13 protein-coding genes are annotated in these 15,575 nt (G+C 70.8%); 11 read left to right on the forward strand and 2 right to left on the reverse strand.

Going from position 1 to position 15,575, the window contains the following annotated elements; genetic code table 11:
* Positions 1–71: 71 nt before the first annotated feature.
* Both NMQ01_RS05620 and NMQ01_RS05625 read left to right on the forward strand, forming a co-directional pair.
* Entirely contained in the window at positions 72–1,235 is a 1,164-nt protein-coding gene (locus NMQ01_RS05620) for a DUF1611 domain-containing protein (RefSeq protein WP_255185882.1), read from the forward strand.
* Complete coding sequence (locus NMQ01_RS05625) at positions 1,235–2,884, forward strand: ABC transporter ATP-binding protein (protein WP_255185883.1); 1,650 nt, start codon at positions 1,235–1,237, stop codon at positions 2,882–2,884. Before NMQ01_RS05620 ends, NMQ01_RS05625 begins: the two co-directional genes overlap by 1 nt.
* Here NMQ01_RS05625 and NMQ01_RS05630 read toward each other — a convergent pair.
* On the reverse strand, positions 2,814–3,728 hold the full coding sequence (locus NMQ01_RS05630; RefSeq protein ID WP_255185884.1) for a LysR family transcriptional regulator: 915 nt from the start codon (positions 3,726–3,728) through the stop codon (positions 2,814–2,816). The genes NMQ01_RS05625 and NMQ01_RS05630 overlap by 71 nt on opposite strands.
* Positions 3,729–3,769: 41 nt before the next feature.
* Between NMQ01_RS05630 and NMQ01_RS05635 the strand changes: the two genes are divergently transcribed.
* On the forward strand, positions 3,770–4,630 hold the full coding sequence (locus tag NMQ01_RS05635; protein ID WP_255185885.1) for an NAD-dependent protein deacetylase: 861 nt from the start codon (positions 3,770–3,772) through the stop codon (positions 4,628–4,630).
* Here NMQ01_RS05635 and lexA read toward each other — a convergent pair.
* Positions 4,605–5,354 (reverse strand): transcriptional repressor LexA, encoded by a 750-nt coding sequence (lexA, locus tag NMQ01_RS05640; protein WP_255185886.1) that lies wholly within the window; start codon positions 5,352–5,354, stop codon positions 4,605–4,607. The two genes, NMQ01_RS05635 and lexA, sit on opposite strands and share 26 nt — an antisense overlap.
* A gap of 204 nt (positions 5,355–5,558) precedes the next feature.
* On the opposite strand from lexA, the gene NMQ01_RS05645 reads away from it, so the two are divergent.
* The 8 genes from NMQ01_RS05645 (at position 5,559) to NMQ01_RS05685 (ending at position 15,478) form a co-directional block, all read left to right on the forward strand.
* Positions 5,559–5,945: a LysM peptidoglycan-binding domain-containing protein gene (locus tag NMQ01_RS05645; protein WP_255185887.1), complete on the forward strand. Its 387-nt coding sequence runs from the start codon at positions 5,559–5,561 to the stop codon at positions 5,943–5,945.
* 284 nt (positions 5,946–6,229) lie between these two features.
* Positions 6,230–6,688 (forward strand): transcriptional regulator NrdR, encoded by a 459-nt coding sequence (gene nrdR, locus NMQ01_RS05650; protein WP_255185888.1) that lies wholly within the window; start codon positions 6,230–6,232, stop codon positions 6,686–6,688.
* A 115-nt stretch (positions 6,689–6,803) separates the two neighbouring features.
* Positions 6,804–9,719: a vitamin B12-dependent ribonucleotide reductase gene (locus NMQ01_RS05655; protein WP_255185889.1), complete on the forward strand. Its 2,916-nt coding sequence runs from the start codon at positions 6,804–6,806 to the stop codon at positions 9,717–9,719.
* Between the two features lie 83 nt (positions 9,720–9,802).
* Positions 9,803–10,708: an HNH endonuclease gene (locus NMQ01_RS05660; protein WP_255185890.1), complete on the forward strand. Its 906-nt coding sequence runs from the start codon at positions 9,803–9,805 to the stop codon at positions 10,706–10,708.
* 53 nt (positions 10,709–10,761) lie between these two features.
* On the forward strand, positions 10,762–11,634 hold the full coding sequence (locus NMQ01_RS05665) for a DUF3883 domain-containing protein (protein WP_255185891.1): 873 nt from the start codon (positions 10,762–10,764) through the stop codon (positions 11,632–11,634).
* 36 nt (positions 11,635–11,670) lie between these two features.
* Positions 11,671–13,332: an HNH endonuclease signature motif containing protein gene (locus NMQ01_RS15905; protein ID WP_303708269.1), complete on the forward strand. Its 1,662-nt coding sequence runs from the start codon at positions 11,671–11,673 to the stop codon at positions 13,330–13,332.
* A gap of 31 nt (positions 13,333–13,363) precedes the next feature.
* Positions 13,364–15,013, forward strand: a complete 1,650-nt coding sequence (locus tag NMQ01_RS05680) for a nuclease-related domain-containing DEAD/DEAH box helicase (RefSeq protein ID WP_255186326.1) — start codon at positions 13,364–13,366, stop codon at positions 15,011–15,013.
* A gap of 27 nt (positions 15,014–15,040) precedes the next feature.
* Positions 15,041–15,478, forward strand: coding sequence for a hypothetical protein (locus NMQ01_RS05685; RefSeq protein ID WP_255185892.1), 438 nt, complete (start codon positions 15,041–15,043; stop codon positions 15,476–15,478).
* Positions 15,479–15,575 lie beyond the last annotated feature (97 nt).

The raw sequence follows: 15,575 nt of genomic DNA on the forward strand, positions 1-15,575 counted from the left end.
CCCGGTGCGGTGATCTGTCTCTTGTGAACGCAGGACCCTGCGAGCACCGGACACGAGCACAGGAGCCGATCATGACGACGACCACCGACCGCACCGGCGAGGCCACGACGCTCGTCCTCGACCCGACCCCGGCGATGGCCCCCGGCCACCACACCGAGGCACTGGACCCGCTGCGGCTGCGCCGCGTGCTCAAGGCCTACACCACCCGCTTCGTCGCCGCGGCCGTCGACGCAGCCCCCGACGGCTACCACCTCGAGTACGGAGCGGACGTCGTCCCGCGTGCCGGTGACGTCGTCCTCGCGCGGGTCGTCGAGATCGGCAAGCACACCCGTCTCGAGAGCCCCGTCTCCCGTCGCCAGATGCTCTTCCCCGGCCGCGAGGTCCTCGTCGCCTACGGCGACCGCTACGCCCCCGACCAGTTCCTCGCGCACGTGCCCGACTCGCTCGCCCCGGCCGACCTCGTCGCCGGCGGTGGCCTCGCCTCGCAGGTGCTCGAGCAGCACGCGAGCATCGACATGGCCACTCGTCTTGAGCCGCTGGGCCTGCTCGCCGATGCCGAGGGGCGGGTCACCCTCGACCGCTTCGCGCCGCTCGGGTCGGGCACGAGCGCCGCCGCGCCCGCCGGGGCCCGGCCGCCGGTCGTCGTCGTCCTCGGCTCGTCGATGAACTCCGGCAAGTCCACGGTGCTCGGCTCGATCGTCAACGGCCTCGTGGGCGCGGGCCTGCAGGTCGCCGCCGGCAAGTCCACCGGCACCGGGGCGGGCAACGACCCCCACCAGTTCCGCGACGCGGGTGCCTCGACGGTCCTCGACTTCACCGACTTCGGCCACGCGACGACCTACCGCCTGGGGCACGAGCGCATCCGCGAGATCTTCGTCCGCATGGTCGACGAGCTCGTGGCCACCGGCCCGGATGCCGTCGTCATCGAGGTCGCGGACGGGGTCTACCAGGAGGAGACCCGCTGGCTGCTGCAGGACGGCGCCTTCCACGACCGCGTCGACCGGGTCGTCTTCGCCTCGCAGGACGCCCTCGGTGCGGTCGCCGGTCTGCAGGTGCTCGACGGTGCCGGGCTGACCACGGCGGCCGTCTCCGGTGTGGTCACCTCCTCGCCGCTCGCTGCGCGCGAGGCGGGGGCGACGCTGCCCGTGCCGGTCATCGGCACCTTCGACCTGCGCGAGCCGGCGACGGCGCTCGGGCTGCTGCCGGTCGAGGCGGCCGGCGCGCTGGCGTCCTGATGCCTCCGCTCCTGCGTGGCCCGCGACGGCTGCTCATGGCCCTGCTCGTCGCGACGTCGATCGCCCACACGGCGTGCGCGATCGGTGCGGGTCTGCTCGTCGGCGTGCTGCTGCGCGACGCGGGCCGGCCGGCCCGCGAGGTCGGCGTCGACGTCGCCGTGCTGCTCGGCGCCCTTGTCGGTCTCGGGGCCACGAAGTACGTCGAGCGGGTGGTCGCGGAGCGCCTCGGCCAGGACTACGTGCAGCAGATCCGCAGGGGTCTCGTCGAGCACGCGATGACCGCGGCGAGCGCTCCCTCGCTCGGCATCACCATCGCCCGCTCGACGAACGACCTTGCCAGCGTGCGCAACTGGGTCTCGCTCGGCATCGCCCCGCTCGTGGCCCTCGTGCCGCTCGTCGTGGGGTCGGTCGCCGCCCTCGCCGTCATCGCGTGGCCGCTCGCGCTCGCGCTCGCCGCCCCTCTCGGGCTGCTCGGGCTCGCGCTCGCCCGGGTCTCCGGGCCGGCCTTCGAGCGGGCACGGGACCTGCGTCGCCGTCGCGGGGCCCTCGCCGCCCGCGTCGCCGACACGGTGAGCGCCGCCCCCGGCATCGCGGCGGCCGGCGGGGTAGATCGCGAGCTGCGGGCCATCGACCGCTCGGGTTCGCGGGTCGTCGACGCCGCCGTGCACCGCTCGCGCACGGCCGGTCTGCTGGGGGCCTGTGCCGTCGTCGCACCGGTGGCGGGGTCGGCCGGCGCTGCCGCGCTCGGGGCCCTCGGCATCGTGCCGGTCGCCACCGTCGCCGTCGCGCTGACGATCATCGGCATCGTCACCGGCCCCGTCGGCGACGCGGGCCGGATCGTGGAGTACCGGCAGAACCACCGTGCCGCCCGCCGGATCATCGCGCCCCTGCTCGTCGAGACGGCTGAGACCGCCGCGGGCCCGGGGCCGGTCGCGCCGGCTCCCCTCGTCGACCCCGGGGTCTCCTCGGGTGGCCGCGTCGTCGTGCGCGGGCTGCGGGTCGACGGTCGCGAGCTGCCCGGCCTCGTCGCCGAGCCGGGGGAGCGCATCCTCGTGCGAGGGGCCTCGCCGGCCCACGCCCGTGAGGTGCTCGCGGCCCTCGCCGTGCCCGGCCGCTCGGGTGGGGGCAGCCTGTGCGTCGACGGCAAGGACCTCGCCGTCACCGGGCCGAAGACCCGCCGACGCCGGATCGGCCATGCTGCGGCCGGGGCCCGGCTCGAGCGTGGCCCGATCTCCCGGGCGGTGCGCTACCGCCGACCCGACCTCCCGGCGGAGGAGGGCACTTCGGCCCTGGCGGCAGTCGGTCTCGCGGAGCGGGTGGCTGCTCTCCCCGAGGGGGAGCGGACCTCCCTTCGTCGGGGTGGGGAGCCGCTCACCCGGCACGAGCGGGCCCGGCTGCACCTGGCGCGCGCCATGCTCGGCGAGCCGGCGCTGCTCCTGCTGGAGCACGTCGACGACGACCTGGGCACTCAGGGGAGAGCGCTGCTGCGCCGGCTGCTCGAGGACTACCCGGGCGTGGTGATCGTGGCCTCGGACCGGCCGCAGGAGATCCTCGCGCAGTGGCGCGACTGGACGGTGCCTACGCCGGCAGTGACGTCTCGGCCGCCGCGGTCAGCGCCTCGAGCGTCGTCGCCACTGCCGGCACCTTGAGCAGGTCCTCCGTCGTCACGACGTGGATCCGGCGCCGGGTCTGCGGGTCGAGGGGGCGGATGACGACGTCGTCGTTGGACGTCGCCGCCCGGATGAGGTCGGGGATCAGGGCGACGCCCAGACCGGCGGCGACGAAACCCTGGACGGCGACGTAGTCCTCGGTCTCGAAGGCGACCTTGGGCGCGAAGCCGGCGTCGTGGGCGATCTTGAGCAGGTGGCCCCGGCAGCGGGCGCAGCCGGCGATCCACTCGTCGTCGGTGAGGTCGGTCATCGAGACGACCTCGTGGTCGGCGAGCGGGTGGTGGCGCGGCAGGGCCACGCGCACCTCCTCGTCGAGCAGCGGGTGCACGACGAAGCCCTCGAGGTCCTCGCCCCGGGCCAGTTCGCTGCCGTCGTAGGAGAAGGCGACGGCGAGGTCGACCTCGCCGGCCCGCAGGGCCGCGAGCGACTCCGGCGGCTCGGCCTCGGTGAACTGCACGGACAGGTCGGGGTGCTCGGCGCGGACCGCCGCCAGGGCGCGGGGGACGAGCGTCACCGACGACGACGGGAAGGCCATGAGCCGCACCCGACCCGAGCGCAGCCCGGCGATCGCGGCGACCTCCTCCTCGGCGGCGTCGAGAGCGGCGAGCACGGGGGTGGCGTGGCGGGCGAGGACGGCGCCGGCCTCGGTGAGCCGAACGGAGCGACCGACCTTTTCGACGAGGACGGTGCCGGTGCGCTGCTCGAGGCGCTTGACCATCTGGGAGACCGCGGGCTGCGAGTAGCCGAGCGCGAGGGCAGCGGCGGTGAAGCTGCCCTCATCGGCGATGGCCCGCATCACGCGCAGCCCAGCGGCGTCGATCATGGGGCCCATCGTAGGTCGTCGCGCCGACCTAGGATCGAGGCATGCCAGACGACGTCGATCGGGTCGAGCAGATCGCGAGGGTGCTGCGCCATGGGCCGGCCCTCGTGCTCACCGGGGCCGGCATGTCGACCGAGAGCGGGATCCCCGACTACCGGGGCCCGGACGGGACGCGGCGAGTGACCCCGATGCACCTGTCGGAGTTCGTCGGGAGCAGCTCGGCGCGACAGCGCTACTGGGCGCGCAGCTTCGTCGGGTGGCGGCGGTTCCACGCGGCGCGGCCCAACGCCGCGCACCGTCTCGTGACCCGCCTGCAGGAGCTCGGGGCGGTGGGGCCGGTCATCACGCAGAACGTCGACGGCCTGCACCAGGCCGCCGGGACCCGCGACGTCGTCGAGCTGCACGGCAACCTCGTCGAGGTCGTCTGCCTGACCTGCGGGGCGCGCATCGACCGACCCACCCTCGATGCCCGGATGGCGGCGCAGAACCCCGGCTTCGACGTCGACAGCGACGAGATCCGGCCGGACGGCGACGTGCGGCTCGAGACCGTCGACGTCGAGCGCTTCGTCGCACCGGAGTGCGAGCGGTGCGGGACCGACATGCTCAAGCCGGACGTCGTCTTCTTCGGCGGAGCGGTCGCCAAGCCGCTCGTGCAGCACTGCTTCGACCTCGTCGACGCGGCGCCGAGCCTGCTCGTGCTCGGCAGCTCGCTGCAGGTGATGTCGGGGCTGCGCTTCGTGCGGCACGCCGCGAAGCGCGGGATCCCGGTCTCGCTCATCACCCGCGGTCCCACCCGCGGCGACGACCTCGTCGACCACCGCGTCGACGGGGAGCTGGGGGACTCCCTTCGCTCCCTCGTCGACCTCGCGGAGGTAGGCGTCAGAGACGCCGCAGCACCGCGGTGACCTTGCCGAGGATCGTCGCGTGGTCGCCGTCGATGGGGTCGAAGGCGGGGTTGTGGGGGAGCAGCCACACGTGGCCGTCCTTGCGCTTGAAGGTCTTGACCGTCGCCTCGTTGTCGAGCATCGCCGCGACGATGTCGCCGTTGTCCGCGCTCGGCTGCTGCCGCACGACGACCCAGTCGCCGTCGCAGATCGCGGCGTCGATCATCGAGTCACCGACGACCTTGAGCAGGAAGAGCGAGCCCTCGCCGACGATCTGCTTCGGCAGCGGGAAGACGTCGTCGACGACCTCCTCGGCGGTGATCGGGACGCCGGCGGCGATCTGACCCAGGACGGGCACGTAGCTCGCCTCGGGGCGCTCGTCGCCGGAGCCGGTCGGGTCGACGGGCTCGTCGTCGGGGCTCGCGCCGCCGCGCATGCCGGCCATGTCAGCGACCGACCCGGGGTCGGTCGGGGAGGGCTGGTCGTCGGGGGAGATGACCTCGATCGCGCGGGGGCGGTTGGGGTCGCGACGCAGGTAGCCCTTGCGCTCCAGGGAGGAGAGCTGGTGGGCGACCGAACTGGGGGAGGTGAGGCCCACGAGCTCGCCGATCTCGCGCAGGCTCGGCGGGTAGCCGCGGGTGGCGACGGCATTGCGGATCACCTCGAGCACCTTGCGCTGGCGCACGGTCAGCCCGTCGCCGGTGTCCCGCTGCGGGAGCTGGTGGATGTTGTCCTCGTCGCCCATCTCGACCCCTTCGTGCGTCCGCCGCGACACCGTTGTCGGTGGTCGCTGGTCAACTTCTCGCTGTGACCGACAGTAGGCCGATCGAACAGGCATTTCAAACATCTGTTCGAGCGTGTTGTTGATTTCCTTCGAACACCCGTGCTAGACATCGTACAGACGTTCTATCGAACACCGGTTCGACAGAGCCGCCACGAGGAGGACCGCATGACCGCTCTCACCGCCGCCCCCGCCCGCATCGACGTGCACCCGGCGCGCCCCGCGCGCTCGCGTCACCTCGTCTCCGTGCCCACCGGCGACGCCGTCCCGGAGCGTGCGACGACCTCCCTTCGCCTGACCCGTCGTGGGCGCCTGGCGATCACCGTGACCACCATGCTCGTCGCGAGCGTCGCCGGCGCCACGGTCGCCTTCGGCGGTCCGGCGACCACCCCGCAGCAGGTGACCGTCGAGCCGGGGCAGACCCTCGGGCAGATCGCCGAGGCCGAGCTCTCCCAGCTGCCCACCCGCGAGGCGGTCGCCCGCCTCCAGGTGACCAACGACCTGTCGACGAGCCACGTCCACGCGGGCCAGGTGCTCACCATCCCCGCGCCGTGAGGCGCCCCTGACACCCGGGCCCTTCGACCCGGCCCGGGCCAGCCATCGGCCGCCTCCGCAGCATGCGGGGGCGGCCGATGTGCCGTTCGTCGACGGTTCACGTGGGGGACTTGCGTCGAGGCTCACGGAGGGTTCTAATGGTCACTACATCTAGTGGTTACACGGTTGTCATTCGTCCACATCTAGTGCACAGGATGGGGCCAGTTCTCCACAGGTGATGGGGTTCCATCCCCAGACTCGTCCACCGCACCGTCCACAGGACGCACGAGCGAAGGGAGCACGGCGTGCACTGCCCGTTCTGCCGTCACACCGACTCCCGGGTCATCGACAGCCGCACGACGGAGGACGGCAGCGCCATCCGGCGCCGCCGTCAGTGCCCCGAGTGCAGCCGGCGCTTCACCACCCTGGAGAGCGCCAGCCTGACCGTCACCAAGCGCTCGGGTGCGGCCGAGCCCTTCAGCCGGGCCAAGGTGCTCGCCGGTGTCCGCAAGGCCTGCCAGGGCCGCCCGGTCACCGAGGACCAGCTCGCCATCCTCGCCCAGCGCGTGGAGGAGAGCATCCGCTCGCAGGGCAGCGCCGAGATCGACGCCCACGAGGTGGGCATGGCGATCCTGCCGCCGCTGCGCGAGCTCGACGAGGTCGCGTACCTGCGCTTCGCGTCGGTCTACCAGTCCTTCGACTCGCTCGAGGACTTCGAGACCGCCATCGAGCGCCTGCGCGCCGAGCACGCGACCGCCACCTAGAGACCCCCCGGGTGCCGCCAGCGAGTGGGCTGTCGGTACCCGGTGACACCGTTTGACACAGCACTCCACACCGACCAGCAGCAGACCGTCACCACACGGATCGAGGAGAAGCAGCATGACCGAGACCGCCGGCAAGTCCAGCGCCCGTCGCGGGTCCCGCACCAAGGGCCTGACGATCGAGCGCATCCACACGACCGAGGGCGTCCACCCCTACGACGAGGTCACCTGGGAGAAGCGTGACGTCGTCCAGCAGAACTGGAAGACCGGCGCGACGATCTTCGAGCAGCGTGGGGTCGAGTTCCCCGACTTCTGGTCGGTCAACGCCTCGACCATCGTCACGACGAAGTACTTCCGGGGTGCGGTCGGCTCCCCGGAGCGCGAGGCGGGCCTCAAGCAGCTCATCGACCGGGTCGTGCTCACCTACGTCAAGGCGGGCAAGGAGCACGGCTACTTCGCGACGGACACCGACGCGGAGATCTTCGAGCACGAGCTGACCTACGCGCTGCTGCACCAGATCTTCAGCTTCAACTCGCCCGTGTGGTTCAACGTCGGCACCGCGAGCCCGCAGCAGGTCAGCGCCTGCTTCATCCTCTCGGTCGACGACTCGATGGACTCGATCCTCAACTGGTACAAGGAAGAGGGCTTCATCTTCAAGGGCGGCTCCGGCGCCGGCCTCAACCTCTCCCGCATCCGCTCCTCCAAGGAGCTGCTGTCCTCCGGTGGCACCGCCTCCGGCCCGGTCTCCTTCATGCGTGGTGCCGACGCCTCCGCGGGCACCATCAAGTCCGGTGGCGCGACCCGCCGCGCGGCCAAGATGGTCGTCCTGGACGTCGACCACCCGGACATCGAGGAGTTCGTCGAGACGAAGGCGCGCGAGGAGGACAAGATCCGCGCCCTGCGCGACGCCGGATTCGACATGGACCTCGGTGGCGCCGACATCACCTCGGTGCAGTACCAGAACGCGAACAACTCGGTGCGCGTCACCGACGAGTTCATGCGCGCCGTCGAGGAGGGCACCGACTTCGGCCTGACCTCCCGCATGGACGGCTCGGTCATCGAGTCCGTCGACGCCCGCGAGCTGATGAGCAAGATCGCCAAGGCCGCGTGGGAGTGCGCCGACCCGGGCATCCAGTACGACGGCACGATCAACGACTGGCACACCAACCCGGAGACCGGTCGGATCACCGCGTCCAACCCGTGCAGCGAGTACATGTCGCTCGACAACTCCTCGTGCAACCTCGCCTCGCTCAACCTGCTGAAGTTCCTCAAGGACGACGACACCTTCGACGCCGAGCGCTTCCAGAAGGTCGCCGAGCTGGTCATCACCGCGATGGACATCTCGATCTGCTTCGCGGACTTCCCGACCGAGTCGATCGGCGCGACGACGCGTGACTACCGCCAGCTGGGCATCGGCTACGCCAACCTCGGCGCGCTGCTCATGGCGACCGGCCACGGCTACGACTCCGACGGCGGTCGTGCGCTCGCCGCCGCGATCACCTCGCTGCTCACGGGTGCGTCCTACAAGCGCTCCGCGGAGATCGCCGGGATCGTCGGCCCGTACAACGGCTACGCCCGCAACGCCGACGCCCACAAGCGCGTCATGCGCAAGCACCAGGCCGCCAACGACCAGATCCGCACCATGCACACCATGGACAAGGACATCCACGCCTACGCCACGAAGGCCTGGGACGCGGTCGTCAAGACGGGTGAGAAGAACGGCTACCGCAACGCCCAGGCGTCGGTGCTCGCCCCGACCGGGACCATCGGCTTCATGATGGACTGCGACACCACCGGCATCGAGCCCGACTTCTCCCTCGTGAAGTTCAAGAAGCTCGTCGGCGGCGGCTCGATGCAGATCGTCAACCTGACGATCCCGCGCGCGCTCAAGAAGCTCGGCTACACCGAGGAGACCATCGAGGCGATCGTCGAGTACATCGCTGACAAGGGTCACGTCATCGACGCTCCCGGCCTCAAGCCCGAGCACTACGAGGTCTTCGACACCGCCATGGGTGCGCGGGCGATCGCCCCGATGGGTCACGTGCGCATGATGGCCGCGGTCCAGCCCTTCCTCTCGGGTGCCATCTCCAAGACGGTCAACCTGCCGGAGTCGGCCACGGTCGAGGAGATCGAGGACGTCTACATGCAGGGCTGGAAGCTCGGCCTGAAGGCGCTCGCGGTCTACCGCGACAACTGCAAGGTCGGCCAGCCGCTCTCCGACGGCGGTTCCACCGCCAAGGAGGCCAAGGCCGGTGCCTCGGCCGCTGCGGCCGAGCCGGAGAAGGTCGTCGAGTACCGCCCGCTGCGTCGTCGCCTGCCGAAGCGTCGCACCTCGCAGACCACGAGCTTCGCCGTGGGTGGCGCCGAGGGCTACCTCACCGCCGGCACCTACGACGACGGCGAGCTCGGCGAGATCTTCCTGAAGTTCGGCAAGCAGGGCTCGACCCTCGCCGGGCTGATGGACGCCTTCTCCATCGCGATCTCGATCGCGCTGCAGCACGGTGTGCCGCTGGAGACCTACGTCGAGAAGTTCACCAACCTGCGCTTCGAGCCGGCCGGCATGACGGACGACCCGGACGTGCGGATGGCGCAGTCGATCATGGACTACGTCTTCCGTCGCCTGGCGTTGGACTACCTGGACTTCGACACCCGGTCCTTCATGGGCATCCACACCGCCGAGGAGCGGGCCCGCCAGCTCGAGACCGGCTCGTACGCCCCGGAGTCCACGGACGACGACGGTGACTACGACGAGTCCTTCAGCCAGTCGGCTGCCACCTCGGAGGTCAAGGAGACCAAGGAGGCTGCGACCGCCACGGTCGCCACCTCCGAGGAGGAGTCCACCGACCAGACCGGCTCCGGTGCCGCCTCCGTCCGCGAGGTCGACGCCACGGTCCACTCCTCGGCCGAGCTGCTCGAGAAGTTCCAGGGCAAGACCGCCGACGCCCCGATGTGCATGACCTGCGGCACCAAGATGCGTCCCGCCGGCTCCTGCTACGTCTGCGAGGGCTGCGGCTCCACCAGCGGCTGCAGCTGATCCGCTGACGAGCTGACGAAGGGGGTCAACCGGCCAGTCCGGTTGGCCCCCTTCGGCGTACCCGAGATGGCAAGCTCGGGCCCATGGGCTGGGACCTGCACTTCGAGCGTGAGTTTCGGTCGGCCGCGATGGGGTGGCTCGACGGAGCGACCTCCGCAGAGCGCGACTGGCTTCGCTCTGAGGCACTGCGGGAGTTCCAGTTCGAGGGGGTCAGGGTCCCGTTGGTCGACGCTCAGCGTGGGATCCGGAAGCCGGCCGACGCGCAGGCGGCCCTGTCGATACGCACCGTCTACCGGGCAGAGGGGGCGCAGCGGCCCTACGAGGATGCGGTCGGGGTGGACGGTCGCCTCCGCTACAAGTGGCGGGGCACAGACGCCCTGCACCCGGAGAACAGGGCCCTCCGGGCCGCAATGAACGCCTCGTTGCCTCTGATCTGGTTCTTCGGGGTTGGACCGGGCGACTACAAGCCCATCTATCCCGTCTACATCGAGGCCGAAGAGCCGGCTCAGCACCAGTTCGTCGTAGCCATCGACGAGACCCAGCGGGAGTCCTTGTCCGAGGTGGACGAGCACGTACGGCGATACATCCGGGTTGAGCGCAACCAGAGGGTTCACCAGAGGGTCTTCAGGTCAACGGTGATGCGGGCTTACAAGACCCGGTGCGCGGTGTGCGCACTCAGGCATGGCGACCTGTTGGACGCTGCGCACATCGTCGAGGACGGTCACGAGCTCGGAGTTGCCTCTGTGCGAAACGGACTCGCGCTGTGCAAAATTCACCACGCCGCCTTCGACTCCGGCATTTTGGGCATCCGTCCAGACCATGTCGTCCAGATCCGGCGAGATCTGCTCGAGGAGATCGACGGGCCGATGCTTCAGCACGGACTGAAGGAGCGACACAACGAGAAGCTCATGGTGCTTCCCGCGCGGCGGGCTGAGCACCCCGACCCGTCGCTGCTCGAGCTCGCGTACGAGTCCTTCCGTGCCTCCTAGCTGACCTGGTGGCGGAGAGTCTCTAGGGTGCGACTCACAGGGCGGGAGGGTGTGTGGCGGAGTCTGGCGACTGGACGGACGAGGAGAACGGAATCCTCGTCAGCGCTTACTTCGACATGCTCCGGTCAGAGCTTCAGGACGAGAGGTTCGTCAAGGCACAGGTGAACCGCCAGCTCCAAGACGTCATGGATCGCGGTCGAGGATCGATCGAGTACAAGTTCATGAATGTCAGCGCGGTCCTGCGAGAGATGAGCTTTCCCTTCGTCAACGGGTACAAGCCCTACCCCAACATCCAGGCCTCTCTACGAGACGCCGTCCGGGACGAGATCCTGCGTCGGCCTGAGCTCACTGACCTCGCCTTCGACAAGATCACCCGCGCGATGCCGGACGTGAGCGGATCGGCTGCCTGGGTCGAAGGGGAGGCCCCCACCCTCGGCCTTGATGTCGTCAGCGCTGGGCCAGGGCGACACGTGGGTCGGTGGGACTTCGTGGAGCTGGAGGCGATGAATCGTGCGTTGGGTGCTGCCGGTGAACGAGCGGTCCTGGAGCGGGAACGACGGCTGCTCACCCGGATGGGCGAGCACACCCTGGCGGCGCGGGTCGAGCACGTCAGCCAGACCGTCGGTGACGGCCTCGGGTTCGACATCCGGTCCTTCGAGCCCAGCGGGGCTGACAAGCTGATCGAGGTCAAGACGACGACCCAGGGAGCGCATTGGCCGATGGTCATCACCCGCAACGAGGTCGAGGTGAGCGTCTCAGAGGCGGAGTCGTACCACCTCTACCGACTCCACGACTTCCGGCCGGAGTCGGTGCGCTTCTACTCCCTCCGCGGGGACCTGCGTGCGAGCTGCGACCTACGACCGGAGACCTACCGGGCCCTGCCGTCGCGGAGCGAGAACAAGGGGAAGGTGCCGCACACGACCTAGCCCGGCGCTGTCGGTGGTCGCTGCGACCATGGACACATGTTCGAAGACGAGCTGGCCGTGGTGGAGGAGTCCTTCAGGGGGCTGGGGCGGGTCCGCGAGGGGGTGGGGGAGCAGGCCGCATGGGCTGACGAGGCGTCGCTGGGCGAGATGCTCCAGGCGACCGAGCGACTCAGACGGGCGGCAGACGCGCTCGAGCTGACGGTGATCGGGCACGCGGCACGGTGGGGTGAGGAGGTCGGTGACGACCACGTCTACCGGCCGGTGCATCTGCACGCCGGGCAGGTGGCCGAGTTCGCGGTCGAGGCCGTGGGCCTGGCCGTCGACGCCGGGCCGCCCGAGGCAGGGCGTCGTTGCGACCTCGCAGCCCGGGCGATCACGGACCTGAGCCAACTGGCCGACCTCGTCGCCGCCGGTCGAATGCGCGAGCGGTCCCTCGAGGTCGTCGCCAAGGAGACCAAGGACGCCAGCCCGGAAGCCGTGGCGGAGATCGTCGCCTACCTGCTGCTCTCCCTTCGCGGGCAGCCCGGGACGGTGCGGGCCGGTGATCTCGACGAGCGTGAGCTGCGCAAGGCGATCCGGCGGATGCTCGCCCGCGTCGAGCCGGAGGTGCTCGAGCGCAAGGCGCAACGCAACCGGCGGGAGCAGCTGCATATCGGCTTCGCCGCCGGCCCCGTCGGCTGCAGCAACATGTACGCGACCCTGCCCACGGAAGTGGCGCTGGCGATCCAGGCGGCGGTCGACGCCGCCGCCAAGATCTGCCGCGAGGACGACCCCGGCCTCACCGCCGGTGCTGCGCGGGCGCAGGGCCTGGCCGACCTCGTGCTCCGGGGCGTCGAGGTCCGGGCCGAGGTCCGGCTCGGCCTGCCCTTGATCACGTCCGCCGCCTCGCGCCTGTCCTTTGCGCCATGGGGTCTCGAGGCTCCTTCGTCGCACCTCGACCAACGTGACGAAATCGCCGAAGCTCTCCACGGGCCGACCGCGGTGGGTGGCCGCTTCGTGACCGGCGAGGGTGCTGATGCCGTGGACGTGCTGCCCGAGGAGTGGGCCGGCGATGCCATCACCTCCCAGGTGCCGACCGCGCTGGGGCCGGGTGGGCCGGCCTCGTGGGTCAGTGGCTGCGAAGTCCCCGGCGTCGGTTTCGTCCCTGCCGACGTCGTCGCCGCGCTGATGACCAACCTCGACACCAAGATCTCCCGTGCCCTGATCGACGCCCGGACAGGCGTGCTCATGGAGACCTCCAACCCGCGCTACGTGGTCACCGACTCGATGCGCGACTTCGTCGCCGCCCGCGACGAGACCTGCCGCATGTGGGGCTGCAACCGCCGGATCGTCACGGGCTGCTCCCAGCACGACGCCGACCTCGACCACGCCGTGCCCTACCCCGAGGGCCCGTCCTGCCCGACCAACCTCTCCGGCCTGTGCCGCCACCACCACCGGCTCAAGCACTCGCCCCGCTGGACCCACACCCTCCACGAGGACGGCCGCACCGAGTGGGTCAGCCCGACGGGTGCGGCGGCGAGCACGCATCCCGGCCACTGGGTGCACTCCCTCGAGGAGGGGCAGATCCCGGTGCCGGAGGAGGACCGGGACCGCCAACCCACCTACGTGCTCGACGAGGACGGGGAGCTCGCCCGATGCCACACCGGCTACGCCAAGTTCGTGGGGGAGGCCTTCGGCGGGGCACTTGCCCCCTTCTGAGGGGGCAAACGGTGGCCGCTACCTTGTGGCCATGCCGCGACTGATCCCGCAGGACCCGCAGCTGACGACCACGTCGGAACGCAAGGTGTGGGAGCGGCTGCGTGACTCCCTTCGCCCGCAGGACACGATCATCGCGAGCCTCCGGCTGACCGACCAAGCCAAGGACCACGAGCTCGACCTCGTCGTCGTCATGCCGGACGTCGGGATCGTCGTCGTGGAGGTCAAGGGATCGGGGCTGGCCGTGCACGACGGGGCCTGGACCATGCGGCAGGGCAATCGGGTGAGGCCGACGGACCCCGTGCGGCAGGCGCGGGAGTCGCGCTACGCCCTGCGGGCCTACGTCGAGGCCGATCCGCGGTGGCGCGACAGCAGCCGGCGACGGGTGCGCTTCGCCCACGCCGTGGTCACCCCCTTCACCGTGCTGGGGCCGGACTTCTCGTTGCCGGACTGCCCCCGCTGGCTCGTCCACGACCGCGACGACCAGGCCGACCTCGCCCAGCGCCTCGCCGACATCCCGCTGCGGCAGGAGACCGCCCAGCTCGTGCCCGATCTTGACGACTGCGAGCTCATCGTCGACATCCTCACCGGCCGCGGCACCCACGTGGGCACGGCACTCGTCGCCGACGCCGACGAGCGCGAAGCCCGCGCCGACCGGCTCACCCAGGAGCAGAGCCAGATCCTCGGGGTGACCCGGCTGCTGCGGCGCATCGAAGTTCGCGGTGGTGCCGGCAGCGGCAAGACCGTGCTCGCCCTCACCCAGGCCCAGCAGCTGAGCGCCGGTCGCGACGGACGCCGCCCCGAGCGGGTCGCGCTGCTGTGCTACTCCATCGGCCTGGCCACCTACTTCTCCCGCGTCGTCGCGACCTGGCCGCACCGGCAGCGGCCGGCCTTCGTCGGGACCTTCGAGGACCTGGCCAACCAGTGGGGCGTGCCCTCCGGCTCGCGCGACGACCCCGACTACTGGGAGGAGGTCATGCCGCGCCTCATGGCCGAGCGGGCCGCCGAGCTGCCGCCGGGGGAACGCTTCGACTCCTTCGTCGTCGACGAGGCGCAGGACTTCGCCGAGTCGTGGTGGCACCCGCTCGTCGGCGCGCTCACCGACGAGGTCGAGGGCGGCCTCTTCATCTACTCCGACGAGAACCAGCGGATCTTCCACCGCTTCGGCCGTCCGCCCGTGCCCCTCGTCCCGCTCGTGCTTGACCACAACCTGCGCAACACCAAGCAGATCGCCGAGGTCTTCCGTCCGCTCGCCCCGCTGCGGATGCGCCTCGAGGGCGGCGACGGGCCGGAGGTCGCCTTCGTGAGCGCCGCTCCCGGCGACGCCCTCGAGACCGCCGACGACCAGATCGACCTCCTGCTCGACGAGGGCTGGAGCCCCGGTCACGTCGCGCTGCTCACCACCGGCAAGCGCCACCCCGTCCAGGTCGAGCGGCAGGAGGAGCTCGGGCAGGGCGGCTACTGGCGCACCTTCTGGGAGGACGACGACGTCTTCTACGGCCACGTCCTCGGGGCGAAGGGGATGGAACGTCGCGTCGTCGTGCTGAGCATCAACGAGGACGGGACGAGGGAGAGGTTCCGTGAGCGCCTCTACGTCGGTCTGTCCCGGGCGACCGATCGTCTGGTCGTCGTCGGCGACCCGCAGGCGCTCGCCCGTGCCGGGGTCAGGGTGCCGCAGGGTTAGAGTGCCTCGAGCAGATCAGGGGGACAGATGACCGAGCACGCACCCGGGTGGTACGAGCACGACGGCGAGCGCCGTTACTGGGACGGCACCCAGTGGACGCACGCCACGACGACGCCCCCGGCGGGCTTCCCGCCGCCGGCCTACGCACCGCCACCGCAGCAGCTCGTTCCCTACGGGGTGACGGGCGCCCCCTTCGCCCCGCCGGTACCGCGCAAGGACCCGGCCATCGCGCTGCTCGTCTCCTTCCTCGTGCCGGGTGTCGGCTCGATGATGAACGGCGACGTCGGCCCGGGCATCGGCTTCCTCATGCTCTACATCTTCAGCATCGTCTTCTTCGTCTGCTTCGGCTGGGTGCTCATCGGCTTCATCGGTCTGCCCCTGATGCTCCTCGCCTGGGGCTGGGGCATGTGGCACGCCTACCAGGGCGCCGTCGAGGCCAACCGGCGGGCGGGCTACGCGGGCTGAGTCCCATGGGGAGTGCTCCCCACTGCTGACGGCCCGATCGGTGGGTACTCTTGCGACAGCAATTCACGGCAGTTGGACAACTGCACTCGAGACAGAG

Origin of the sequence: Janibacter sp. CX7, from assembly GCF_024362365.1 — a bacterium.
Classification (GTDB): Bacteria; Actinomycetota; Actinomycetes; order Actinomycetales; family Dermatophilaceae; genus Janibacter.